Annotated in this window: 19 protein-coding genes and 5 pseudogenes; 18 read left to right on the forward strand and 6 right to left on the reverse strand. The window is 67.8% G+C overall.

The window, feature by feature from the left end:
* Positions 1-47 precede the first annotated feature (47 nt).
* Entirely contained in the window at positions 48-1,019 is a 972-nt protein-coding gene (locus ACH4YL_RS23635; RefSeq protein ID WP_398509405.1) for a PAS domain-containing protein, read from the forward strand.
* Positions 962-1,897: pseudogene (locus tag ACH4YL_RS23640) on the forward strand (PP2C family protein-serine/threonine phosphatase); the annotation flags it as partial. The gene ACH4YL_RS23635 and the pseudogene ACH4YL_RS23640, both read left to right, overlap by 58 nt.
* On the opposite strand, the gene ACH4YL_RS23645 reads toward ACH4YL_RS23640, so the two are convergent.
* Positions 1,797-4,601, reverse strand: a complete 2,805-nt coding sequence (locus tag ACH4YL_RS23645; RefSeq protein WP_398509619.1) for a SpoIIE family protein phosphatase — start codon at positions 4,599-4,601, stop codon at positions 1,797-1,799. The pseudogene ACH4YL_RS23640 and the gene ACH4YL_RS23645 sit on opposite strands and share 101 nt — an antisense overlap.
* Before the next feature lie 294 nt (positions 4,602-4,895).
* On the opposite strand from ACH4YL_RS23645, the gene ACH4YL_RS23650 reads away from it, so the two are divergent.
* Entirely contained in the window at positions 4,896-7,376 is a 2,481-nt protein-coding gene (locus ACH4YL_RS23650; protein WP_398509406.1) for a SpoIIE family protein phosphatase, read from the forward strand.
* A 66-nt stretch (positions 7,377-7,442) separates the two neighbouring features.
* Complete coding sequence (locus tag ACH4YL_RS23655; protein ID WP_398509407.1) at positions 7,443-7,988, forward strand: EF-hand domain-containing protein; 546 nt, start codon at positions 7,443-7,445, stop codon at positions 7,986-7,988.
* Positions 7,989-8,008: 20 nt separating this feature from the next.
* Here the strand turns inward: ACH4YL_RS23655 and ACH4YL_RS23660 are convergent, their stop codons facing one another.
* From ACH4YL_RS23660 to ACH4YL_RS23670, 3 genes and pseudogenes are all read right to left on the reverse strand, one after another.
* Positions 8,009-8,317: a 2Fe-2S iron-sulfur cluster-binding protein gene (locus ACH4YL_RS23660; RefSeq protein ID WP_398509408.1), complete on the reverse strand. Its 309-nt coding sequence runs from the start codon at positions 8,315-8,317 to the stop codon at positions 8,009-8,011.
* A gap of 146 nt (positions 8,318-8,463) precedes the next feature.
* Positions 8,464-8,661, reverse strand: a pseudogene (locus tag ACH4YL_RS23665) (sulfurase); the annotation flags it as partial.
* Positions 8,574-9,764: an MOSC domain-containing protein gene (locus tag ACH4YL_RS23670; RefSeq protein WP_398509409.1), complete on the reverse strand. Its 1,191-nt coding sequence runs from the start codon at positions 9,762-9,764 to the stop codon at positions 8,574-8,576. The pseudogene ACH4YL_RS23665 and the gene ACH4YL_RS23670, both read right to left, overlap by 88 nt.
* Positions 9,765-9,897: 133 nt before the next feature.
* Here ACH4YL_RS23670 and ACH4YL_RS23675 point away from each other — a divergent pair, with 133 nt between their 5' ends.
* The gene (locus tag ACH4YL_RS23675) at positions 9,898-10,131 is read left to right on the forward strand and encodes a TMEM175 family protein (protein WP_398509410.1); all 234 of its coding nucleotides are present in this window, start codon (positions 9,898-9,900) and stop codon (positions 10,129-10,131) included.
* A gap of 159 nt (positions 10,132-10,290) precedes the next feature.
* The gene (locus ACH4YL_RS23680; protein ID WP_398509411.1) at positions 10,291-11,187 is read left to right on the forward strand and encodes an SGNH/GDSL hydrolase family protein; all 897 of its coding nucleotides are present in this window, start codon (positions 10,291-10,293) and stop codon (positions 11,185-11,187) included.
* A 730-nt stretch (positions 11,188-11,917) separates the two neighbouring features.
* On the opposite strand, the gene ACH4YL_RS23685 is transcribed toward ACH4YL_RS23680, so the two are convergent.
* Complete coding sequence (locus ACH4YL_RS23685) at positions 11,918-12,544, reverse strand: DUF6461 domain-containing protein (RefSeq protein ID WP_398509620.1); 627 nt, start codon at positions 12,542-12,544, stop codon at positions 11,918-11,920.
* A 50-nt stretch (positions 12,545-12,594) separates the two neighbouring features.
* Here ACH4YL_RS23685 and ACH4YL_RS23690 point away from each other — a divergent pair.
* From ACH4YL_RS23690 to ACH4YL_RS23710, 5 genes and pseudogenes are all read left to right on the forward strand, one after another.
* A pseudogene (locus ACH4YL_RS23690) lies at positions 12,595-12,831 on the forward strand (hypothetical protein); the annotation flags it as partial.
* Between the two features lie 1,271 nt (positions 12,832-14,102).
* The gene (locus tag ACH4YL_RS23695) at positions 14,103-14,930 is read left to right on the forward strand and encodes an RICIN domain-containing protein (RefSeq protein ID WP_398509412.1); all 828 of its coding nucleotides are present in this window, start codon (positions 14,103-14,105) and stop codon (positions 14,928-14,930) included.
* A gap of 169 nt (positions 14,931-15,099) precedes the next feature.
* Positions 15,100-15,861, forward strand: coding sequence for a DeoR/GlpR family DNA-binding transcription regulator (locus ACH4YL_RS23700; protein WP_398509413.1), 762 nt, complete (start codon positions 15,100-15,102; stop codon positions 15,859-15,861).
* A 70-nt stretch (positions 15,862-15,931) separates the two neighbouring features.
* Positions 15,932-16,387: a hypothetical protein gene (locus ACH4YL_RS23705; protein WP_398509414.1), complete on the forward strand. Its 456-nt coding sequence runs from the start codon at positions 15,932-15,934 to the stop codon at positions 16,385-16,387.
* Between the two features lie 114 nt (positions 16,388-16,501).
* Complete coding sequence (locus ACH4YL_RS23710; RefSeq protein WP_398509415.1) at positions 16,502-16,819, forward strand: hypothetical protein; 318 nt, start codon at positions 16,502-16,504, stop codon at positions 16,817-16,819.
* Between the two features lie 125 nt (positions 16,820-16,944).
* Here ACH4YL_RS23710 and ACH4YL_RS23715 read toward each other — a convergent pair whose 3' ends face one another.
* A complete protein-coding gene (locus ACH4YL_RS23715; RefSeq protein ID WP_398509416.1) occupies positions 16,945-18,399 on the reverse strand; it encodes a replication-relaxation family protein in 1,455 nt (484 codons plus the stop codon).
* 587 nt (positions 18,400-18,986) lie between these two features.
* On the opposite strand from ACH4YL_RS23715, the pseudogene ACH4YL_RS23720 reads away from it, so the two are divergent.
* From ACH4YL_RS23720 to folE, 7 genes and pseudogenes are all read left to right on the forward strand, one after another.
* A pseudogene (locus ACH4YL_RS23720) lies at positions 18,987-19,279 on the forward strand (ATP-binding protein); the annotation flags it as partial.
* A 223-nt stretch (positions 19,280-19,502) separates the two neighbouring features.
* Positions 19,503-20,120, forward strand: a complete 618-nt coding sequence (locus tag ACH4YL_RS23725) for an SMI1/KNR4 family protein (RefSeq protein WP_398509417.1) — start codon at positions 19,503-19,505, stop codon at positions 20,118-20,120.
* Between the two features lie 133 nt (positions 20,121-20,253).
* Complete coding sequence (locus tag ACH4YL_RS23730) at positions 20,254-20,457, forward strand: hypothetical protein (protein WP_398509418.1); 204 nt, start codon at positions 20,254-20,256, stop codon at positions 20,455-20,457.
* Between the two features lie 88 nt (positions 20,458-20,545).
* Positions 20,546-20,786: pseudogene (locus tag ACH4YL_RS23735) on the forward strand (transposase); the annotation flags it as partial.
* A 625-nt stretch (positions 20,787-21,411) separates the two neighbouring features.
* Positions 21,412-21,675, forward strand: coding sequence for a hypothetical protein (locus tag ACH4YL_RS23740; protein ID WP_398509419.1), 264 nt, complete (start codon positions 21,412-21,414; stop codon positions 21,673-21,675).
* Positions 21,672-22,151 (forward strand): 6-pyruvoyl trahydropterin synthase family protein, encoded by a 480-nt coding sequence (locus ACH4YL_RS23745; RefSeq protein WP_398509420.1) that lies wholly within the window; start codon positions 21,672-21,674, stop codon positions 22,149-22,151. The genes ACH4YL_RS23740 and ACH4YL_RS23745 overlap by 4 nt, the downstream gene beginning before the upstream one ends.
* The gene (gene folE / locus ACH4YL_RS23750) at positions 22,138-22,755 is read left to right on the forward strand and encodes a GTP cyclohydrolase I (RefSeq protein ID WP_398509421.1); all 618 of its coding nucleotides are present in this window, start codon (positions 22,138-22,140) and stop codon (positions 22,753-22,755) included. The genes ACH4YL_RS23745 and folE overlap by 14 nt, the downstream gene beginning before the upstream one ends.
* Positions 22,756-22,764 lie beyond the last annotated feature (9 nt).

Here is a 22,764-nt window from a genome sequence, read left to right on the forward strand (position 1 = left end):
TAGGGTGATTTCGTAGGAATTGCGCCCCCCGGGGTTAGGTCGATGCGTTGGACAGTCACCAGTCGACGAGCGAGGTGCCGGACCAGCCCCCGGCGGTTGTCGGGTACGCGGGTGTGCTCCGCGACCTGCTTCCGATCGCGCTGTGGAGAGAGGACGCGGAAGGTCGCGTCGTGGAGTGGTCGCTCGCCGCCCAGGACCTGCTCGGTCACCGCCCCGAGGACCTCCTGGGCCGTCCTGCCTCACCGGTGCTGGTCCCTGAAGCCAACCGGGAGCTGGCCGATCAGTTGACGCGGCGGGTGCACTCCGGCGAGACCGTGGTCGGGACCCTGCCGGTGCGGCATCGCGACGGACACCAGGTGACGATGGAGATGTGGATCGTGCCCGCCGTCGACCCGCAGGGCAGGCAGGGCGCGATGCTGATCGCCGTGGAGACCTCGGAGGTCCTGCGCATGCGGGACTCGCTGGCGGCCCTCCAGAGCCTGTTCACCCAGTCACCCATCGGCCTGGCCACCCTCGGCCCCGACCTGCGGTTCCTGCGGGTCAACGACGCTTTGGCCCGGATGAACGGCGTCTCGGCATCCGAGCACCTGGGCAAACGGCTGACGGAGGTGGTCCCCGGCGTCAATGCCACGGCGCTGGAGGCGATGATGCAGCAGGTCCTGGACCAGGGTGCGCCGGTCGTCGACGCGCGCCGCACCGGCCGGACGCCGGCCGATCCCGATCATGACCGGACCTGGTCCTGCTCGTACGCCCCGCTGCTGGACGGCGCCGGCCGCCGGCTGGGCCTGATCGCCTCCCTCATCGACATCACCGAAGGCCAGCGGGCGCTCTTCGAGGCCGAACGGGCCCGTCGGCGCTTCGCCGTGCTCGGTCGGGATCCACCCGGGGCGTGCTGCGCCGCTTGGCGGTCTCCTTCCCCGATCCGAATGCACCCACATCGAGACTGGTGGCCGGCCAGACCATGCAGATTCCGCCCGGCTCCGTGTACGAGCGCGTCATCGCCGGCGGCCGGCCCATGAACCTCTACAGGTCCGACGTACCGGAGCTGGTCAGCGACCCACGCGCCGAGGCGCTCCGTACATACCTGGCCAGTCTGGGCTCGGCGCGGCTGGTCCCGCTGGTCGCCCGCGGCATGGTCCTCGGCTCGGTCACGGTGACCCGGCTCAGCAGCCGCGAGCGGTTCGACGAGCAGGACTGCGTCCTTGTCGACGAGGTGGTCACCCGAGCGGCGCTGAACATCGACAACGCGCGCATGTACACCACCCAGCGGAAGGCCGCCCTCACGCTGCAACGCAGCCTGACGAACAACTCGCTGCCCGATGTCACCGGCCTCGAACTCACCGGGCGCTACCTCCCCGCCAGCGACCACGACGTCGGCGGCGACTGGTTCGACGTCATCACCCTGCCCGGCGGCAGGACGGGACTCGTCATCGGCGACGTCATGGGCCACGGGATCCACGCGGCGGCCGTCATGGGGCAGTTGCGCACAGCGGTGCGCGCGCTGGCCCGCCTCGACATTCCGCCCGCGCCGATGCTCCGCTCCCTCGACGCCGTCGTGTCCGACCTGGGGGAGGACGAAATGGCGACCTGCGTCTACGCCGTGCACGACCCGGCATCCGGCGGCTGCGTGATCGCCAGGGCCGGCCACCCACCGCCGGCCGTGGCCACGCCCGGCCAGGCGATCACCTTCCTCGACGGCCCGCCGGGTACGCCCCTGGGCACCGGAGGTCAGGACTTCCTCACCGAACAGGTGCCGCTGCCCGCGGGCAGTCTGCTGGTCCTGTACACCGACTCTCTCAACGAAGCCCGTGACAGGGACCTCGACCAGGGCATGGACCAGCTCGCGCAGGCGCTGCGGAGCTTTGACCAGCCGCTGGAAGAGCTCTGTGACGGTGTCCTGGAACGGCTGCTGCCGCGTCCGGGGGAGGACGACGTGGCAGTGCTCCTGGCCCGCACCCTGCGGACGTGACGCTCGCCTGCGCCCGAGGGCCGTCAGATCGCGTCGGCGTCGAGGAAGTCCGGGAGCTGGTACTCCGGGCCGTCCGAGGAGCCAGCGGCTGCTCGGCCCAGATGACCTTGCCCTCGGGCGTGTACCGGGTACCCCACCGCTGGCTGAGCTGTGCCACCAGGAAGAGCCCGCGCCCGCCCTCGTCCGTGGTGGCGGCGTAGCGGAGATGGGGTGAGGTGCTGCTCCCGTCGGACACCTCACAGGTCAGCGTGCGGTCGTGCAGCAGCCGCACCCGGACCGTAGCGGAGCCGTAGCGGATCGCGTTGGTGATCAACTCGCTGAGCAGTAGTTCCGTGCCGAAAGCGAGATCGGACAGACCCCATTCATCCAGCTTCTCCACGACGACGGCTCGCATGGCGCCGACTGCGCTCGGCTCGAACGGCACATCCCACTCGGCGACGTGATCGGCGCCGAGGGTCCGGGTCTGCGCGATGAGCAGAGCCACGTCGTCGCGCGGGCGAGCCGGCAGGAGCGCGTCGAGGGCAGCCTGGCAGCTCTCCTCCGGGCGCCGTCCCGGCTGGCTCAGGGCCACGCGCAGCCGTTCCAGCCCCTCGTCCATGTCACGGGTGCGGTCCTCGATCAGCCCGTCCGTGTAGAACACGAGCTGGCTGCCCTCGCTCAGGTTGACCTCCGCGGTCTCGAACGGCATCCCGCCCAGCCCCAGCGGCGGTCCTGCCGGGACGTCCAGGACGTCCACCGTGCCGTCGGGACGGACCACCAGGGGCTGCGGGTGTCCCGCCCGTCCCATCACGCAGTGCTGGGAGACCGGGTCGTAGACGGCGTACAGGCAGGTGGCGCCGAGCGTGCCGCCGCTGGCCGCATCCGTGTCGAGGTCGATGCGCTGGACGAGTTCGTCGAGGCGGGTGAGTAGTTCGTCGGGCGGCAGGTCGAGGGTCGAGAAGTTGTGCACAGCCGTCCGCAGCCGGCCCATGGTGGCCGCGGCGTGCAGTCCATGGCCGACCACGTCGCCGACGACGAGCGCGACGCGGCTGCCCGGCAGCGGGATCACGTCGAACCAGTCGCCGCCCACGCCGGACTGCGCGGGCTGGTAGTAGTGCGCCACCTCCACGGCGCTCTGGTCGGGCAGGGCGCGCGGCAGCATGCTGCGCTGGAGCGTCACGGCCATGGCGTGCTCACGGGTGTAGCGGCGGGCGTTGTCGATGCTGACCGCGGCCCGGGCGACCAGTTCCTCGGCCAAGGACAGATCGTCGTCGTCGAAGGGCTCCGGCTTCCGCGAGCGCCAGAAGTTGACGACTCCGAGCACGACGCCCCGCGCTTTGAGAGGGGCGGTGATGAGGGAGTGGATGCCGTAGTCGATCACGCTCTGCGTGCGCGGCGGGTCCTGGGCCAGCCACCCGGGAGCGCCAGCCAGGCTGGGCACAAGTTCTGCCTGGCCGGTGCCGACGCCGCGCGCCTGCGGTGTGGACGGGAGGAAGTCGATCAGCTTGCCGCGCGGGTAGAGCGGCTGGTCGTCACGGATGCCGCTCACCGCGGTACGGCGCATGTCGGCGCTCGTGCCGGTCGGCTCGTCGCCGTGGAGCACGGGGTCGGACAGATCGACCGTCACGTAGTCCGCGAACCGCGGTACGGCGACGTCCGCCAGCTCTTGGGCGGTCCGCTCCACGTCGAGACTGGTCCCGACGCCGATACCGGCGTCGTACAGCAGTTTCAGCCGCCTGCGAGCCGCTTCCGCCCGGCTGGTGAGGATGCGCATCTCGGTGGAGTCGCGAATGGTGACCACGGCCCCCGCCGGCTGGCCGCGGGGCATCGTCGACCGCTGGTTCACCACCAGCAGCCGGTCCCCGGCCGCGAGGACCTCGTCCGTGGCCACCCGACCGGACAGCAGGAGTTCGGCCACGTGCTGGTCGAGGCCGTGCAGCTGCCCGATGTCGCGTCCCTCCGCGTCGGCCGGCAGCGCGAGCAGCCGTCTGGCCTCGTCGTTCGCGAGCACCAGCCGCCCGTCCGCATCGGTGATCAGGATGCCCTCGCGAACGGCGTGCAGGACGGCGTCGTGGTGTTCGTACATCCGGGTCATCTCGAGCGGCCCGAGCCCGTGCGTCTGCCGTTGCAGCCGTCTGGTGATCAGCGCCGTGCCGACAGTCGCCAGGCCCAGGCCGGCCGCGCTGACTCCGAGGATGACCGGGAGCTGCCGGTCGACGACGCCGGTCACGTTCTCCACCGTGAGCCCGGCCGACACCAGCGCCACGACCTTGCCGTCGACGGAGGTCACCGGGACCACGGCCTGGATCTCCTGGCCGAGAGGCCCTGCCACGCTCTCGGTGTGCACCCGGCCGGCCAGGGAAGGCTCGATCGTGCCCACGAACCGCTTGCCGATGCGTTCGGGCTGGGGGTGCGTGTAGCGGATTCCGCGCGTGTCCATGACGACGATGAAGTCGACGCCCGCCTGTTTGCGCACCTCTTCGGTGAGCGGCTGGAGGATCTTGGACGGGTCCGGGGCCTTCAGCGCCGCGTGGAGCCCGAGTGAGTGGGCGAATGTCTCGGCGACCCCCACCGACAGCGTGCGGGCCTCCCGATCGACGTCGTGCCGCGACTGCAGCACCAGCGCCAGGACGGCGCCCGCGGTGAGCAGCATCACGACCGCCGCCTGGAGGATGAACACCTGTCCGGCGACGGTGCGTGGGTGCTTCCCGGTCAGTGACCGCACCAAGGCGCCCGGCACGGGTTGCAGGATTCGATCACCCTGTCATTTGTAGCACCGCGGAGCATCGAGGGGCGGGCTCGAACGTGCGGACCGGCCCGCGCGACCTGCCCGGACGCCGGGCCTGACCGGCGCCGCGTCGCCACTGGACCGTCCTGTGGAGCCGGTCGGGGTCCATGGATGGAGAATCATGGGCAACGGCCGGATCAGCGGACGGGACGAACCCGCATGCGCGCGACTGAGAGCAATCAGAACCACCCCTTCGCCATCGCCAACGCGGCTGCCGCCCTGCTGGACGATGCCGGGACGGTCCTGGCCTGGACGGCATCAGCCCAAACGCTCCTGCAACGCCGCTCCGGCGAAGTGTGCGGCCGGCCTGCCCGGGACCTCCTGGCGGATGCCGGCAGCTGGGACGCCGTCCTGGCCCAGCGAACCCCGCCGGCGCAGGACGGATGGGAGGGCCGGGCCACGCTCCGGCACGGTTCCGGACGCGAGCTGAAGATCGGTTTCCGAGTCCTTCCGCTCAACGACGGCAGGGGCGAGAGTACGGCGCTCTACCTGGTCCTGGGTGCGCCCTCCGAGGAGGTCGCGAAGCGGCGGCAGGACCACGCCTTCACCCAGGAGCTGTTCCTCCAGGGACGGGTGGGGCTGGCCGTCTTCGACGCGGGCCTGCGGCTGCTCCGCACGAACACACACCTGCTGCCGTACACCGGAGTCCCCGACGCGCTGCGCGGCCGGCGCCTGGAGGACTTCCTGTGGGCCGAGGACGCACGGGCCATCGACGACCGGCTGCGAGAGGTCCTGCACAGCGGCGACCCGCTGATCGGCTTCAACGCCACGACACGCACCCAGGACGACCCCAGAGGCGGCCGCGTCCTGGCCCTCTCGGCGTTCCGGCTGCAGGAACCCGACGGACAGCCGATGGGTGTGGCCGCGGTGTTCACCGACGTCACCGACCACGAACGGGCGCGCAGCCGTCTCGACCTGCTCTATCGCGCCACCGAAGCCCTGGGCGGCTCCCTGTCTGTCCTGCACACCGTCGAGGATCTCGCCGCTGCCGTGGCGCCGGGACTCGGCGACTGCGCCGCAGTAGATCTTGCCGAGACCGTCCTGACCGGTGGTGAACCATCCGACGACGGCCGTCACACGCTGAGCATGCTGCGCGTGGCCGTCGCCGGGACGGCGGCCGATGCCCTGCGGACCGGCTCGGCCCAGGCGTCGGCAGTCCCCGACCCGGCAGTCCCCGACCCGGCGGCCCCTGCTTCCGAAGGCTCTCACCTCGAGAAGCGGGAGGGTCAGGGAGTGCTGGTCACCGGGCTCGTCGGAGCAGCCACCGGGCAGGATGCCGACGGCGCGCCACCCGCGTGGGCCACCGTGGTCCCCGGCGCGCATTCAGCCATGTCCGCACCACTGCGGGCGGGCGGAATCATGTACGGCCAGGTCACGCTCTGGCGCACGGGTGCCAGTGCGCCGCTGGACCCGCACGACCTGGCGCTTCTGGACGAGATCGCCGCCCGCGCCGGACTCGCCGTGGACAACGCCCGCCGGTACACCAAGGAGCGCCGTACCGCTGTCGGCCTGCAGCGCAGCCTCCTCCCGCCGACGACGTCGGAGCGGCCCGCACTGGAGGCAGCCAGCATCTATCTGCCCGCGGACGCCGACAGCGGAGTCGGCGGGGATTGGTTCGATGTCATCCCGCTGTCTTCCGCCCGCGTCGCCCTGGTGGTCGGTGACGTTGCCGGTCACGGCCTGCACGCGACGGCGATGATGGGGCGCCTGCGCAGCGCCGTACGCGCCCTGGCCGATCTCGAACTCGAGCCGGACGAACTGCTGACTCACCTGGACGATCTGGTGCTTCAGGTGGCTGCGGAGGCCGAGAGCGACGACGCGGGAGACGGCGCTCCGGGCATGCCGCTTCCGTACGGGCCCACTGCCGCCACCTGTCTGTACGCCGTCTACGACCCGGTGTCCCGGCAGTGCGTCATGGCCAGCGCCGGGCACCCGCCCCCGGCCGTTGTCCGACCGGACGGCACAGTGGAATACGTCGAGCTCAGCCCCGGCCCTCCGCTGGGCGTGGGCGGCTGGCCCTTCGAGCCGACAGAACTCGAACTCCCGTCGGGCAGCGTGCTGGCCATGTACACCGACGGTCTGATCGAGCGGGGCGAGGGAGACGTCGACGAGGGCATGCGGAACCTGGCGGACCGGCTCCTGGTCGCCGAGGTCCTCGACCGGCCCCTGCGCGACGCCCGGCACGACATCGTGGCAGACCTCCCGCCGGGCAGGCTGGAGGACGACGTCACCCTGCTGCTGGCCCGTACCCGGGTGGTGTCCTCCGACTCCAGCGCCGCCTGGCAGCTCGAAGCCGATCCCGCGTTCGTCGGCGAGGCACGCCGTCTCGTCCTGGGACAGCTGTCCCGTTGGGACCTCGACGAGCTGTCGTTCACCACCGAACTCATCGTCAGTGAACTGGTCACCAACGCCATTCGCTACGCGGGCGGGCCCATCGTCCTCCGGCTCATCCGCGCGGGTTCTCTGACATGCGAGGTGTCCGACCCCAGCAACACCCAGCCCAGGATGCGCCGCGCCAAGTCCTCCGAGGAAGGCGGACGCGGCCTCTACCTCGTCGCCCAGCTCGCCCATCGCTGGGGCAGCCGGTACACCCGCGAGGGCAAGACCGTCTGGGCCGAACAGGCCCTTCCCGGCCTATAGGCTCATCGTCATAGCAAGCTGGTGTTTCGACACGCCGGTCACCTCTTCCGGAAGGCGCACGGACTCATGGTCACCTTCGATCCGGTCACTCGCCGACTCCAGCGGCTGTTCGCGGTTCTGGACACCGACGAAGACGGCTTCGTCTCGTGGGACGACCACCAGCGCATCGTGGACAAGTACGCCTCCGGCTACGACCTGCCCAAGAACGACCCCAAGATCCAGGTGCTGGAAAAGGCGTACTGGGCACAGTGGCTGGGGCTCCTGCAGCAGGCGACGCCCGGCCAACAGCGTCTGTCCCGCGACGAGTTCGTCGCGGCGAACCGAGCCGCGGGCTTCGACGCCAATGGTTCGAGCCTGCTGGAAGACACCGCCCGGGCCATCTTCGATGTCCTGGACGTCGACGGGGACAAGAGGATCAGCAGGGACGAGTTCGCCAGATACCTGCGCCTGTGGGGCCTTTCCCTCCCTGACGCTCCCGCTGTCTTCCAGCGGCTGGACCTGGACCGCGACGCCTACATCTCCCAGCAGGAAGTCACCAAGTCGGTGCGCGCGTTCCACCTCCACAACGACGATCTCAGCACCCCCGGTGGCATCTTCTTCGGCGTCCACTGACCTGATCGAAACGGAAGGCCCTAGAGGTCGAGGACCACTTCGGTGGTCGGTTTGCTGCAGCAGACGAGGACGGTGCCGGCCTCGGGAGGTTCGAGAGGCTGGACGCTGTAGGTGATGTTGCCTGCCACGAGGTGGGTGATGCAGGTGTGGCAGACGCCGGTGCGACAGGACCAGCGGGTGGGGACGTCGCAGGCTTCGGCGAGGTCGAGGAGCGAAGCGTGGACGGGTGACCACGGGGTGGTGATACCGCTGCGGGCAAAGGTGATGAGGGGGCCGGTGCCCGGTGGACTGGGTGGTTGGTGCGGCCGCACCGCGGCCGTGGGCGCCACTCCGGGATTGATGGCGGGCAGCGCGCTGAACTGTTCCGTATGGATCCGCTCCGGGCGCAGGCCGTGATCGCGCAGGTGGCCTCGAGGCCGTCCATGAAGGCGGGCGGTCCGCAGAGGTAGGCGTCGGCGTCGGTGGGAATGCCGGTGGCCGCGAGTGCTTGGGCGGTCGGACGCCCCAGGGTGATGCGGGGCTCGTCGGGAAGTGGAGCGGTCTCGGCGGTGCAGTAGATGTACTCGTGGGCGTCGGGGAGTTGGGTCAGGAGCGCGTGGGTCTCGTCCGCGAAAGCGTGGTGGGCGCGGTCGTGGGCGATGTGGATCCACCAGACCGGGCGTTGGCCCCGTGTGGCGGCGAGTTGGTGGAGCATCGCGAGCACGGGAGTGGCACCGATCCCTGCGGAGACGAGGACGATCGGGCGGGTGCCTTCTTCGAGTACGAACGTGCCGCGCGGGCTGGCGATTTCCACGAGGTCCCCGGGGTGGAGCGCGGCATGGATGTAGCCGCTGACTTTCCCGTGGGGCTCGCGCTTGACGCTGATGCGGTAGGTGCCGCTGCGGGCGCGGAGGACAGCGAGTAGCTGCGCACCGCGGGGGCGGCATCGCCGATGGCGAGGCGGATCGAGAGGTACTGGCCCGCGCGGGCCTCGGGCAGTGGTGTGTTGTCGGTGGTATCGAGGTAGACCGATGAGACGGTGGGCGTCTCGGGGACGGTACGGGCGACGCGCATCGTCTTGAACCCCGGCCATCCCGGTTCCTGTTGGGGCTGCTGCGCGGCGGCGAGTTCTCGGAAGGACTGCTGCCATCCGGGGCTGAGGGCAGGCATGTTCAGTGCTCTGCGCAACTTCGCGGGGTCGCGGTCGGGGAGGTAGAGCAGCGCGTCGGTGTCGGCGACGCTGAGTTCCTCTGGGCCCTTGCGGGTCAGGGTGATCTCGTCGCCGGCCTGGACGCGTCCCTCGCCGACGACGCGCAGGTAGAAGCCGGGGCGGTGGTGGGCGACCAGCAGGGAAGCCATGGCGGGTTCGCCCAGGCGCATGCCGACGCGGTAACAGGTGACGCGCGGCTGGGTGACTTCGAACTCGGCTTCGCCGATGCGGTACCGATCGCCGATGCACACGTCGTCGTCGGGCAGGCCGTCGACGGTGAAGTTCTCACCGAGCATCCCGAAGGTCAGGTCGTCGCGGCCGAGTTGCTTCTGCCAGTACTGGTAGGACTGCATCTGGTACACGAGGACGGCACGAATGTCGCCGCCGTGCCCGGCCAGGTCACCTTGACCGTCTCCGTCGATGTTCAGCCGCCGCACCATCCGGGGGCCGTGCACGGGGGAGTTCCAGGCTCCGGTGTGGACGGTCTTGCCCTGCCATGAGACGTCCTGGGGAATTCCTGCGTTGACGGACACCAGCGTCGCCATTGCGGACCTCCTGCGGGCCGGCCGGCCGGGGCAGCCCCTCATGGCGCTGTGATCTGTGCGCTCGGGCCGATGCTAGTTCCTGTGCCGGCGCCGCCGCGATTCCGTGATCACGCGCCGCTGGAGAAACGCCACTGGGTTGCTCGCGAAGTCGCGTCCGGTGCCTGAGGCTGGGGCGATGACAGAGCCTGTTCAGGGACCAGGAGAGTCAACGCCGTTCGGCGTGGAGCGCGATCCTGCCCGGGTGCTCGCGTTCAGCGACGGCGTCATCGCCATCGCCATCACGCTGCTCGTCCTGGAGACCAGCATGCTTGGCACTACCTTCGAGTCCGGCGAACTGACGGCGGGTACTCAACTGCCCTTCCCTCGCGAACGAAAGGGTGGAGGGCTGAGTCACCGTCAGCGCCCATGAAGTGAGTGGATCGAAGGTGGTCAGTCGTGGCGAGGCACCGCGTGTGGCCTGGGTCACAACAGTGAACTGGGCGTAGGGAGCTGGCGTAGGCGTGGTCGGACCCGGAGCCGTCCCGACCCCGGGTCCTTCCCTGTCTCACCACTACTTCAGGAGGCCTGCGTGGCCCGTTCCCTTCGCTCACGTGCTGTCTTGGCTGGCGCAGTTGCGCTGCTCGGTGGCACCGCATTGCTCTTCACTTCAGGCGCGACGACGCCCGCCAATGCAGGCACGAACAACGCGGCGGGCATCTCGGCGCCCAACTACGTCGCCCTCGGTGACTCGTACGCATCCGGCGCCGGGCTGCCGCAGCAGACGGACGCCGAGTGCCGTCGCTCCTCGCAGGGTTACGCGGGGCTTCTGGCGGGGCATTACAAGGCGCGCAGTTTCAAGAACGCCTCGTGTAGCGGGGCGACCACGTACAGCATCTGGAGCCGCCAGGGCAGCAAGCCCCCGCAGGTGAATGCCCTTTCCGCCGACACGACCCTGGTGACTGTGACCATCGGCGGCAACGACATCGCCTTCGCGGACATCATCAAGACCTGCGCTTTGAAGTCCTTCTCCAACCCCACGGGCAGTCCGTGTCGTCAGTACTTCTCGTCGGGCGGCACCGATCGACTCGCCCAGCGCATTGCGAAGACCAGCCCGCGCATCTCCGCGGTGGTCTCCGACATCAAACGGCGCAGCCCCAAGGCCCGGGTTGTCGTGGTCGGCTACCCGTCGTTGGTGCCGGACAATGGAAGCCGCTGCCGGCCCGGCGTTCCCTTCGCCGACGGTGACGTTTCCTATCTGCGGGACACCACGAAGCGGCTGAACGCCATGCTCTCCAGCGCGGCGGCCAAGAGCGGTGGCGAGTACGTGGACACCTATCGGCGGTTCGTGGGCCACGACATGTGCCAGAGTGCGTCGCGGCGCTACATCGAGCCGCTGAATCCCAGCGGCGGGGCTCTGCCGGCCCACCCCCATCGGCTGGGCCACTTTGCCATGATGGCCAGTGTCGTCGAACAGCTCAATCCGTAAGGGCGCTGACGACCGTCACGCTCGGCCTCGTCGGGTAGGCCTCCGTACACGACGGCTTGCCCGCCGCACACCGTGCGGCGGGCAAGCCCGGTTCAGCTTCCGGATGCGGTCGTCGGCGCTGAGGTGCCCGCTGCTTGGCGCCCTCTCGTCGCGTGTGGCGTCGTGGTGGGTGAGCGAGTCGATCCGAGGGCCCCAAGTGGCCCGACACAGGCACGTTCGTGCACCGCAAACCACCGTCGGCCGAACCAGCTCGCTGAGGCTTTCCCCGCCTGATCAAGGTGGTAGGCGTGGACCTCCACGTCGCAGAACTCGACGCCATCGACGGCTCACCGATCTACGACCTGGCGCCGTTCTTCAGGAAATGGGCCACTGCGACGAAGTTAGAGAGCCCAGCTGGCCGAGCGAAATGCTTGAGGAATACTGTGCCAAGGCCACGTCATGACATTACTTGGCCACGGCCGTTGACCGCGGCTGACTGCCCGTTCTGTGTTTCTGGTGCTCGGGGCGGCCTCAGCGAGCGGGAATAGCCGGCGCGGCCTCAGCAGGCGCAACCACGCTTGTCTGTTCGCCCGGCAGTGCCCCTGGGGCCCCGGGCCGTTCTGCCCCGAGAGGGCAGAGCTTTTCAGGTTGCAGAGACAGGAGCTATTCAGCGCTCCGCACTTGGCAAGCGGGCCCTGACATGCGCGACATCGGATTACGGCTGAGTCTCAGGACCATGCTGCCTGCATCGTCAGCGCGGGACAGCGCCGTAGAGATAGTCACCCTCGATGATGTCGAGACTCAAACTGAGACCGGTAATCCGCTCCGCCAGGGCGAAAGACGCACGAGTATAGTAGTCGTCACTGCTGTCCCAGTCGAAACCGTCGAAGACTGCGTCTTCCTCTTCTTCTGTCAGCGGTATTCCGACTGCGCGCATCGCCTCGATCACATCGTCCGGCAGACCACTTTCTTCCGTGGTGGCGTCAACATGTATTTCGACGCGCTCCTTCGAGTTCTCCCACCAGGAAAAGAAGAAGGAGCCGTTCATGTACTTGAGTTGGGAGACCACGGTAGTCCCCTCGGACAGCGAAATGAGGCGGCCGTCGTTCGCCAGAGTGCCTGCGGGCTCGAAGATGAGCACCCAGTCATCGACGCTCCTGACCCCGTACGCCATCTGCTGTCTGTCGTAGGCCTCGTAACACGCTTCCCCGACCCCGCCCAGCCCCGTCACAGTCCGCACGGTCTCCGCGCCCAGCCGCCGCAGCGCTTCTGCAGGGGTGATCCCCTGCACCAGGGTCATGCCGTATGTGAGGCCCAGGTAGTCCACTTCCTTCAGCCATGCGAAGTCCTCAGCTGTCACGCTTGAATGTGTCGTCATGAAGTTCACCCTCTCAGCCGTAGCTTGGTCATGTTCGGCGATCGTCAGGTATGCGGCTGCAGGTGTCCCGTAACTGGTGTGGCTTCTGGGGCGTTGTCTGGGCCTGGGTGGGGGTGACCTCAGCGGATGATCGGAAGTGGATCGAGCCGGTCTCGGGTTGAGTCAGGCGCAGCTCGAGCAGTCGGTGGCGCTGGTGCGCCGCCGTGGTGGCGGTGTCCGGCGGGGGCGTCCGTGGCGATTGCCGCCTGGCGGACCTGGTGTTGCTGGTGACTACGTACTGGCGAAGTCGCAGGCCCGTCTGCCGCGCAAGGGCACCGTGTACATCATGCACGGCACCCCGTGTGTGATCAGACCGCCCCAGCTGCTCACCGGGAGTGTCCGGCATCCTGGACGCAGCTGAGCACGTCTCCGTCGCGGTGCACCTCATTGCCAGTTCAGCGCATCTCGGCCGAGATTTGCCCAGGTGGTGTCCTCGATGACTGGGCCCGCACTGAACCTGTACAGGACGATCCACCGCGCATTGACGCTTTGCAAGGGCGACTTCCAAGACATCGTTTCGGAACACGTCCTCTCGACGAAGAGAGCTGCCCCTGTAACGGCAGCTGTAGTCCTTGATCGCCGGCTTGGCAGCGGAGTGCGCCCGCGTTTCTGGCGGTCAGCAGTCACGCTGTCCCGCGGCAGACGATCCGGCGCGATCCGCGGTGTGCCGCCGAGCGGGCTTCCCGGCGCCGGCGGCGGGTTGCCTGGGGAGGAAGGGAACGGGCGCGCACGGGCCCTTTGCGGAACTCGCCACCGCCGAGACGGGAGTGGAGAATCGAGCAGATGACCGAATCTGTTGATGCCATGTGGGTTCCAGGCTGGGTGGTACCCCGTCACCCAGGGCGATGCCACCATGACGGCGCGGGGATGGGGAGCCTCGTGACGGCTGATGCCGCGCATGTGTTTCCTCCGCCGCCGGCTTCGTATCCCGGCGACGTCCCCGTGATTCGGGGGGCAGGGCGCCCGGCTGCACTCCAGGGCAGCAGTCGCCTGAGAGCGAACAGGAGCCGACGTGGCAGACGTAGAAGAGTCATCAGGTGCGGCCGAAGCCGCGCGCCAGCCATCTACAGGCCTCTCGGAGGCGGAGTCGCCCGATCCTGGTGCGTTCACCGGGAGCGATGTAGGTTCCGCGGAGGGCTCAGCCGAGGGCTTCTCGGAGGGCTCCCGGGCGGCTGCCGCACACGGCGCTGCGGCCCCTCCGGCCGTCGGTATCCTGGGCTCGGTCGACCCGTTGGCCGAGGCGAGCGGGAGCACCGCCGAACCCTCCGCTGGAGCTGGGGCCGAGTCCGAGTCAGCTCCAGGGTCCAGCGAGACCGCCGGAGCCGAGGGTGAAGCAGGAAGTGACGCGCGGACTGGTGCCTGTGGAGCAACCGCTGCCGCCGCGGCCTCGGCCAGCACCCGGGGCGGGGTCGGCGGGGACGGGCTCAGGCCGCCGCTCGGCCGTCCGCTGAAGTCGCTGCGCCCGGGTGCTGCGATAGCCGGTGCGATCCTCGTCTCCGTTCCACTCATGGTCATGGCCATGTCCGAGGAGGACGGGAGGCCGGACACCGCCAAGACCGACCTCTCATCGGGTTCGATGATGCTCGAGGACGCTCAGGCGGAGGTTAGGGACGGCGGCCCCTACGTCGTGGAAAGCTCCACGCTGCAGGCCAGTTCGGACACATCGCCCGCCTCCGGCAGGAAGCGCGAGCCCAGTTCGAATGAGAAGCCCGGCCCGCCGCCTGAGGGCGGCGATCCGGACACCCCGAACCCGCAGCCCGCAGGCGACCCCTCGCCCACAGACGACAAGCTGCCGGCCGCCACGACGCGGACAACCAAGGCGGCGCCGAAGCGGGCGCGCGTCCTCGCGGACGCACCGCAAGTCGTCGATCTGTCCAACTCCAAGCGGATCCTGCTCAGGAACAAGACGACCGGGAAGTGTGCCGACCTCCCGGGAGCAGGCATAGGGAGGCGTGGCCGGGTGGTCACATTGGGAGAGTGCAACAACAAGACGACCGACAACCAGCTGTGGGACTTCAACGGTCGGTATGCGAAGGGTGGCCCGGGCGGCGTGAGCCTTTTCGATACCCGGAACGTCAAGGACGGGCTCTGCCTGGACCTCCCAGGCTTGGGAGGCGTATCCCGGAACACCAAAGTCAGCGAGTACAAGTGCAACGGCACGACCAAGGACAACCAGCTGTGGTGGCTGCAGAGCCGGGGGGGACGGTTCGTACCGGATCCACAACTACGCCAGCAGCCAGCAGTGCTTGAACATCGTCGGCTGGGCGGCGAGGGCCGCGTCGGCGCGCCCCTGGAGATCCGGCCCTGCCTCGTCAACGACGATCACAAGTGGATCATCGGCAAGTGAGTTCCGTGACGAAACCGTGACGGTCATCCGGCACCGAGCCACCCATGACAAAACCCTGACGACCAGGCTCAGTCCCTGCCCTTCCTGCCACTGGTGAGGTGAGATCACTGCACGGTCGGGGTGACGTGGGCCGAGCGTGCTCAGACGGGGCGTTGTTCTGGGAGGAAGCTTGCAAGGGGACGAGAGGCAGCGGTTCATTCTTAGGCGGGCACGCACCGACGGCGCGGTCGACGTGCAGCTCCTGGCCAAGGAGCTGGAGGTGTCGGCGGAGACGATTCGGCGGGATCTGCGTGTTCTGGAGTCGCACGGTCTGCTGCGGCGTACGCACGGTGGTGCCTACCCCGTGGAGACCCGGAGCTATGAGGCGCCCCTGGCGGTGCGCTGTAGTCGCTACGTGCCGGAGAAGAAGCGGATCGCGGCGGCTGCCGTGGAGTTGTTGGGGCCGGCGGAGACGGTGTTCATCGATGAGGGGTTCACCCTGCAGCTCATCGCGGAGGTATTGCCCCGGGACCGGCCGATGACGGTGCTGACTGCCGCGTTGGGTGTCGCACACCTGCTGAGCCCGAGGGAGAACCTCACGGTGATGCTGTTGGGAGGGGAGGTGCGGGGGAACACGGAAGCGGTGATGGGGCCTTGGGTGTCGCAGATGCTCCAGGAGTGCGTCATAGACCTGGCTTACGTGGGCGCGAACGGGATTTCGCGGGAGCACGGGCTTACGACGACGGATCCGGTGGTGGCCAAGGTGAAGGCGCAGGTGATGAAGGTGTCGCGGCGCAAGGTGTTCTGCGGGATCCACACCAAGTTCGGTGCGGTGAGTTTCTGCCGGTTCGCAGACTTCCGCGAGTTCGAGGCGATCATCACCGACACCAACCTGCCCTCGGCCGAGGCGCGGCGTTATATCCGATCCGGCGGACGCTTGGTGCGCGCGTGAGGACCGCCCCTGGCGGCGCTTTGCCATCACGCGTGTCGCCGGTTCCTGCCTACGTGAAAGGGAAATGTCCATGCCTGCTATGACGTTGATGGTCAGAATTGTGTCGCGTGCCGAGCATCTGCGTCAGGTTATCGCTCTTGCCGAAGGCGGCCGTCACGGCCGGGCGGTCCGGCTCGCGGCGGCCTGCCGGGCAGAGGCCGTGCGGCTGTACGGTGCGCAGTCGCCGGACGCCGTCCTGTGGACCGAGGCCGAGGCACACACCGCCTACCTCGGGCGGGACCCGCTGCGCAGCTGCCAGGCGTGGATGAGTGCGGCCATCGCGCGCCTCGCCGCCGGTGAGGCGGTCGATTCCGCCGACGTGGAAGCGGCGGTGGACCGAGCGCACCACCAGTGGCAACAGTTGACCGACGCGTGCCACATCACCAGGCTGGCACCCGAACTGATCGCCCTCCGGCTCCGCGTCCCCGGCCGTCGGCCAGGCGCCGTCACCGCTATCGACCAGCGGTACGCAGCCCACGGAATATGACAGCAGGCAAATCGGCCCCGGAGCCCCGCCACGAAAATACATCTGGGCATACGTCGTGCCCACGCGTGATGCGGCGCCGGGTCGCAGGCTGACCTGGAGCCAAGATGTTTTGAGTTGGCCGACCAGTCGCCGGGCCTTCGCTTTGTGGCGCTGGAACCCTTCGGTACACGCTCGACCGCGTGCGTGAAGCTCACACCGCCGTCGCCCAGCCTGCGGGGCTCATCACGGCACAGTCCAACTACCTGCCGCAAGCCGACGCTCTCCCTCGCCGATCCACCAGACGCATACGCAGCGCTGCAGCGATCCCACGACACCGCACTCGGCTGCCTGCGGGAGCATCTGGAAATGTCCGTAGGAGACACCGAGATCCTGCTGCGAGACACCATGGATGACGAACGAACGGCGATGCTCGACCACATGGCAGGGGAGTAAACACGCCCTGAAGAGGCACGACGGGCGTTTCTCACCGCTGCAGCGATCTGAGCAGACTGGGTCGGGGGCTTCGTGCTCGGTGCCTTGCCCCTCGTGAAGCTGGTGTTGACCGGCAACAGGCGTTGTCAGCCGCGGCGGCGCAGGATGCGCCCGATGCGGGTCTTGGGCTTTGAAAGTCCGAAGCGGCAGGCAGGGCAGTGGATGCCGTCCGGCGGGGGAACGCCCTCATCGTCGTCGTGCCAGAGGTACCTGTTTTCACCCTCCGGATCCGTGCCCCGGAGTGGGCCACCGCACTCCTCGCACGTGGCCATCGCAGCCCGTTGTTGAGCCTGCGCCTCGAAGCGTGCGATGTCCACCTGTTGCCAGGCGCAGTCCGCACACAACTCCGGGTGCCGCTCTCTCTGAGCGGTGTCCTCGATCTGCCGCCAGCGGCCGTCGGTAAATCTCTCTTCGCACCGGGTGCAGACGGGGCGGTGCTTCTCCCGTTCGGCTGCGGCCCGCTCTTCCTGACGGCGCTGGGCTTCCCGTACGGCGCGGAGGCGGTCCCGATAGACGTGGAACCCGTCCGGGTTGTCGAGCGCGGTGTTCAGGGGCTGCCAAGTGCCACGGCTGTAGCGCCACCAGGTCTGTCCGTACGGCCCGTTCATCTGCAGCCGCTCCAGCGTCGTCACCACGATGGGGATCCTGCCGTCGTAGTCGACGTATGCGTCGTTGTGAGTCCTGCCGCCAGCCCAGTGCGCGATGCTCAGATCTTTCACGGCCCGCATACGCTGCTGCAGAGAGTTGGGTCCCCGGCCGGTGAACACCAGCGCGATAGGCGGAAAGCCCTCCCGGCCCGAGGCTGCCCAGCGGGTGCACCACATCGGCTTCTCGGTGCCGTCAGTGTCTTTCACCGTGCGGTGGAAGAACCGCTCGTACTTGGCGAACTTCTCGCTGATCTTCTCCGGCGTCATGTGGCCGCAGTCGACCTCCACGAACAGCAAAGGCACCCCGTGCTCCGGGGCGACCAGCACAGCGTCCGCCTGCGCGCTGCCCCGACCCGGCTTGCTCCACGTACCCGAGACCGCCAAACCCAGCTCCGTCGACCAGCCGTCCAGCGTACCCATACCCCGCGGCAGCCCCTCCGCCGCCACTCGGCCGCCTTCGGGAAGTTCGGTGAGTTCGTCCGGTGTGGGGCGGGGCTGGATGAACGCGGCGATGGTGTCGTTGACCGCCATCGCATGCGCGGCGCCGTGCGTTCCGGTGCCGCGGGCGACCGAGCCCATCTCCTCCAGCGGCCGGTCCAGCTCCCGGGCAGCGGCCTCCAGCCCGAGCGGGGTCAGCCCCCACAGCTTCAGTCCCGCCCTGGTGTTGCCCTCCGAGACCGTCTGGCCATGCTTGGCGAGATCGAGCGCCGCGTTGCGGTGCGCCTTGTTCCGCCGGTCTCTCTCCGACTCCCCGTACCTGTACGACAGGTGCGGACGCGTCAGGCGCTGGATCTGATCCGGCGTCGCGACCTTCAGCACACCCAGCACCCGTAGCACCTCGCCACGCAGCGCCGCCGTCGAACCGTACGGATACCGCACCGACTTACCACTCACCTGTCGCCCCAACCTCCCCGTGCCGCGCCCACCGGGCCGGCACCCGCCACCAGGCGCGACCCAGCCGCGCGCAGCGCACCGCCGTAACCCGATGACCTGCCGATCCGTCACCTACATCCATCCCATCACCAGGTACTGACAGGAGAGGCAGAGAAGAGGGTTGTCGCCACGGCGAATCGGCTGGGAAATGGTCGCTGACCAGGTACTACGTCTGGCGGTCGGCAGCCGGTCACGGTAGGGGGCATGGAGGGGGGTACGGCAGGCTGTGCGGTACCCGCCCTGGACGGCCGACCCGCCACCCCACAACTTAACGGACACCGGCCGCGCCCCGTGGCGGCCTGGGCGCGGCCTGCCCCCGGCCGTTCTGCCTGCCGGTCATCGTTGGCTTTGTAGGTGGGTCATGACTCCAGCGGTAGGTGAGTTTTGGTACCAGTGGAGTGGGGCGGGTTTTGGTGTAGGTGCGATTTGACTCCACTGGGGACCTTGCAGTGGGAGGACGGCGAGTGCAGAGAGTAGCCATGGGGGGCCCAAGTGCCAGTTTCGAGGGACGAGTTGTACGCGGCGATCCGCCATGACGCTCGCGTCGGAGGGCTGTAGCCCGCTATGGCCGCGTCGATCTCCTTTGCCTTGATGAACTGGCATATATGGAGCTTGATCGTCGTGGGGCGGAGCTGCTTTTCCAGGTTTTGACGGAGCGCGAGGAAAGGAACAGTGTGGCGATAGCTTCGAACGAATCCCTTGGAGGGTGGACGAATACCTTCACCGACCCGAGACTGCGCGCGCCATAGTGGACCGACTCACCTTCGACGGCAACATCATCGAGACTGGCACCGACTCCTACCGCCTGCAGCAGACCCGGGCCCGCGCCGAACAACAGGCGGAACGCCTGGCCGTCGGCCGATCCGCCAGAGCCGAAGCGAGGACGGGTTGCACCTGCGGCCGACTGACTGAACCCCCGGTGGCGAGGATCCGTAACCCATAAAGGGCGTTGGACGAGAGGCACCCCGGTGTGCCTGTCCCTTGCGGTGATTTACTTCCCAAACTGTGATCGTTCACAGGGGGACCGCGCACACCCACATTTGAGCTGATGTTGGAGGAGGATGATGAGCGACATGAGTGAAGGCGGCGCGGTCCCGGCAACTCCTTTGCTGACTACACCGCAGGAGTGGCGCAGTTACCCGCGTGGGTACGGTGAACTTTATCTACGGACCGCCAACGAATACCAGCGTGCCTCGCTTGAGCGAGAGCGGGAAGTGACGCGCTGGATGGGCGAGGATCCGGCCGCCGAGGCAGCTGTGTCGGCGGCCGAGTATCGGCTCGGGGTCCAGTTCCCACGGAGTTTCCACACCTTCCTGCTGACCAGCGACGGGTGGAGTGGCGTCGGCGGCTGGGTGGATCTCGTCTACCCGTGCGAGCGCGTCTCCTGGATGCGTGATAACGACGGGGGCGGGGACCTCATAGATCTCTACGGCGAGGATTCGGACCAGGACAACGACTACGTACAGCTGTTCCGGCGGTCGCTGGAGGTCGCCAGCGGCGAAGACATCTGGTTGCTCGACCCGACTGATACCGGTCCGAACGGAGAGTGGGCCGCCTATCTGTTCGAGCCGAAATACGGGGAGCTTGAGGAGTTCGCCAGCTTCGCCGAGCTGTTCCACGCCAGCTCGCGGCTCATGGAAGAGATGGAAGAGTCCGCCGACAGCGACGCCTCCCACCAGTAGCCCTGCGAGTAACTTGCCCTGGTTCCTGCACCCGCAGAGGCGGCGCCTCTCAGCGGCCTCCTCAAGAACAAGGCGACGAAACGCTGCCTTAATGCCGATCAGTCCGGCAACATGTACATCCGAGCGTGCCAGAGTGGGAACCTTCTATAGCGACCAGATCTCGTCTGAGTTGCGCAAGACCCGGGATAGACAAGGGCGTTTCCAACTCCGAAATCGGGCGACCCAGCAGTGCATCACCATGTATGTGCTGGGCGGTACGGGGAACCGCGTACTGAAGACCAAAAACTGCCATGATGGGTTTGCCGACACCTACATCGACGGCGTCGGCAACAGCTGACTCATCGGCCGAGTGTGCCGGGCCCATCGGCACACCTCAACTGAGATCTTCCGCCACGCTTCCGAGCGTGAACGCGTTCTCGTACCCGAACCTGTGGACGCGTATCACTCCCTTGCCCCCTCAGCGGGGACGCAGCTACGCAGGGCGACACCGGACAGCCGACCGCACTGTGCTGGCGGGCAGCATCTACGCCCTGCGCACGGGTGTGGCTTGGCGCAACGTGCCACGCCAAGTATCGGCGGCTCCGGTGTCACGGCCTGGCGCCGTTTGCGGGACTGGACCGAAGCCGGCATTGGGCCCGGCTTGCCGCATTACTCACCGAACGGCGAATCGAAATGCAGCTACTGGCATCCAACCGGCACTTCGCACCATCGCGAGCAGTACGACAACACCGAGCAGTATCCAGGGACAGGCCCACGACCGATTTACGGGACAAGTCTTAGCGGCCAGTCGACGATCTGCTTGTCCGGCTGCGCCTCGAGTCCGGCCTGCACGGCTCGCGCCTTCCTGGCCTCGTCGCGCGGGCGCCGGCGGCTACGCGCTGTGCGAATTTCCTGGTCGTGCTCGTCGGATCCACGCGCTGGAGGCCAGGACCGCACGTGGCAGATGCCTTGCTGTCACTGCCGGATGTGGTCCTAGAATCGTCGGCGCAAGGCGTCATCTCGCCCCGACCTTCCACCGCTCGCACCTCAGCCGGCTGGGTCCAGGCCGAGGCTGAAGGGAAGTTGCAGCGGACGGGAGGAATGCCTGCGACGTCTTTCATGCCTAGAGCAGTCACGCGTAGAGCAGCCACCTGGAGGAACGTTGAGAGGTCAGTTCAACGCTGCGCCTGCCACGTTAGTCGACAGCCCAGCGGCCGGCGGAGACCGGCGGTATTCGAGCACCACGATCTGGATCGAACTGGACCTCATCGGGTTCCATTGCTGGCCCGATGCGCCTCCCGAACGTGACTACTTGGCCAGCAGGCATCGCCATACTTTCCGGGTCAGGGTCGATGTCCTGGTCGCTCACGACGAGCGTGACATCGAATTCCACAATCTGACCGACACCGTCCGGAACTGGTGGGGGCCGACCGAGCGACAATGGGGCGCGGCGTCCTGCGAGGCGATCGCGCGAGAACTCGGCGAACACCTCATAGCCAAAGGTGTGGTTGTGGAGTCGGCCGGCGTGGGCGTCTTCGGTGAGGGCGGAGCCATCGCGCGATGGGAGGCGGCGTGAACCACTCGGTGACGATACGCCACAACTTCGAAACCGCTCATCGGCTACCGCAGCTGGGCGGCAAATGTGTGAACCTGCACGGGCATTCCTGGTGGTGCGAGATCGAGGTGACCGCCGCGTCCATCCCGGACAGTGTCGTCGTGGAGTTCGGGGCTTTCAAGGGAAAGATACGGCAGTGGATCGACACGTATCTGGACCACGGTGTGATGCTGGGGGCGGCCGATGACCTCGTGCCCGTCCTGCTGTCCCATCACTGCAAGTTGTACAGATTCGGGGCCGGTGATCCATCGGATGCCGAGAAACTGTCCCATGAACTCGCCTGGCCGACGGTCGAGAATGTGGCCATTCTCATCGGAAGAGTAGGCAGCCAGGTCATCAGAGAGCTCGACGCGCGGGTCGATGTGCAAGTCAGTCAGGTGAACATCTCTGAAACACACGTGAATTCGGCGACCTGGAGACCTCATGGCCACAGCTAGGGCCAATCGCATCACCTTGCTTGACGACACGACGGCCTCCGCCGAGGCGGAAGCGGTCGAGGCTGCCAGGCAACTGCTCGGTACGCTGGGCATGAAGTGCGAGGACGAGTCGACCCGCGACACTCCGCGAAGGCTGGCCAAGGCACTGCTCGAGCTGACAGAAGGCACAACGCGAGAGCCGCGACGACATCTGCAGGTGACCTTTCCACCCGTCGGCGGCCCGTCGTTGATCATCGCCGCCGACATTTCCTTCACGTCCGTCTGTGAGCACCACATGCTGCCGTTCACGGGGCAGGCCACCGTGGCCTATCTCCCGTCGCCTGGCGCGGAGATCGTCGGCATTTCGAAGCTCGCCCGCATCGTTCATGAGTACGCCGCCCGTCCCCAGATGCAGGAGCGCATAGGCGAGCAGGTCGTGGAGGCGCTAACAGAGTGTCTCGACACACAGGGGGCCGGCTGCATGCTGCGGGCGAGCCACGCGTGCATGACGCTGCGCGGAGCAAAGGCGCACGGAGCCCGAGTCACTACCGAGCATTTGCGCGGTGTGTTCCAGACCGACGGCCTCCTGCGGAGTCAGCTCATCGGCGCCATGGCCAGCCGATGATGATCGGCC

Source organism: Streptomyces sp. NPDC020681 (assembly GCF_044334895.1).
In the GTDB taxonomy this organism is placed as follows: domain Bacteria; phylum Actinomycetota; class Actinomycetes; order Streptomycetales; family Streptomycetaceae; genus Streptomyces.

Bases quoted from the DNA above. Each gene is read 5' to 3' on its own strand.
- ACH4YL_RS23645 (WP_398509619.1), bottom strand. From the start codon at position 4,601: ATGCTGCTCACCGCGGGCGCCGTCCTGGCGCTGGTGCTGCAGTCGCGG.
- ACH4YL_RS23650 (WP_398509406.1), top strand. From the start codon at position 4,896: ATGCGCGCGACTGAGAGCAATCAGAACCACCCCTTCGCCATCGCCAAC.
- ACH4YL_RS23655 (WP_398509407.1), top strand. From the start codon at position 7,443: ATGGTCACCTTCGATCCGGTCACTCGCCGACTCCAGCGGCTGTTCGCG.
- ACH4YL_RS23670 (WP_398509409.1), bottom strand. From the start codon at position 9,764: ATGAGGGGCTGCCCCGGCCGGCCGGCCCGCAGGAGGTCCGCAATGGCG.
- ACH4YL_RS23675 (WP_398509410.1), top strand. From the start codon at position 9,898: ATGACAGAGCCTGTTCAGGGACCAGGAGAGTCAACGCCGTTCGGCGTG.
- ACH4YL_RS23685 (WP_398509620.1), bottom strand. From the start codon at position 12,544: ATGACGACACATTCAAGCGTGACAGCTGAGGACTTCGCATGGCTGAAG.
- ACH4YL_RS23695 (WP_398509412.1), top strand. From the start codon at position 14,103: ATGTCCGAGGAGGACGGGAGGCCGGACACCGCCAAGACCGACCTCTCA.
- ACH4YL_RS23705 (WP_398509414.1), top strand. From the start codon at position 15,932: ATGCCTGCTATGACGTTGATGGTCAGAATTGTGTCGCGTGCCGAGCAT.
- ACH4YL_RS23725 (WP_398509417.1), top strand. From the start codon at position 19,503: ATGAGCGACATGAGTGAAGGCGGCGCGGTCCCGGCAACTCCTTTGCTG.
- folE (WP_398509421.1), top strand. From the start codon at position 22,138: ATGGCCACAGCTAGGGCCAATCGCATCACCTTGCTTGACGACACGACG.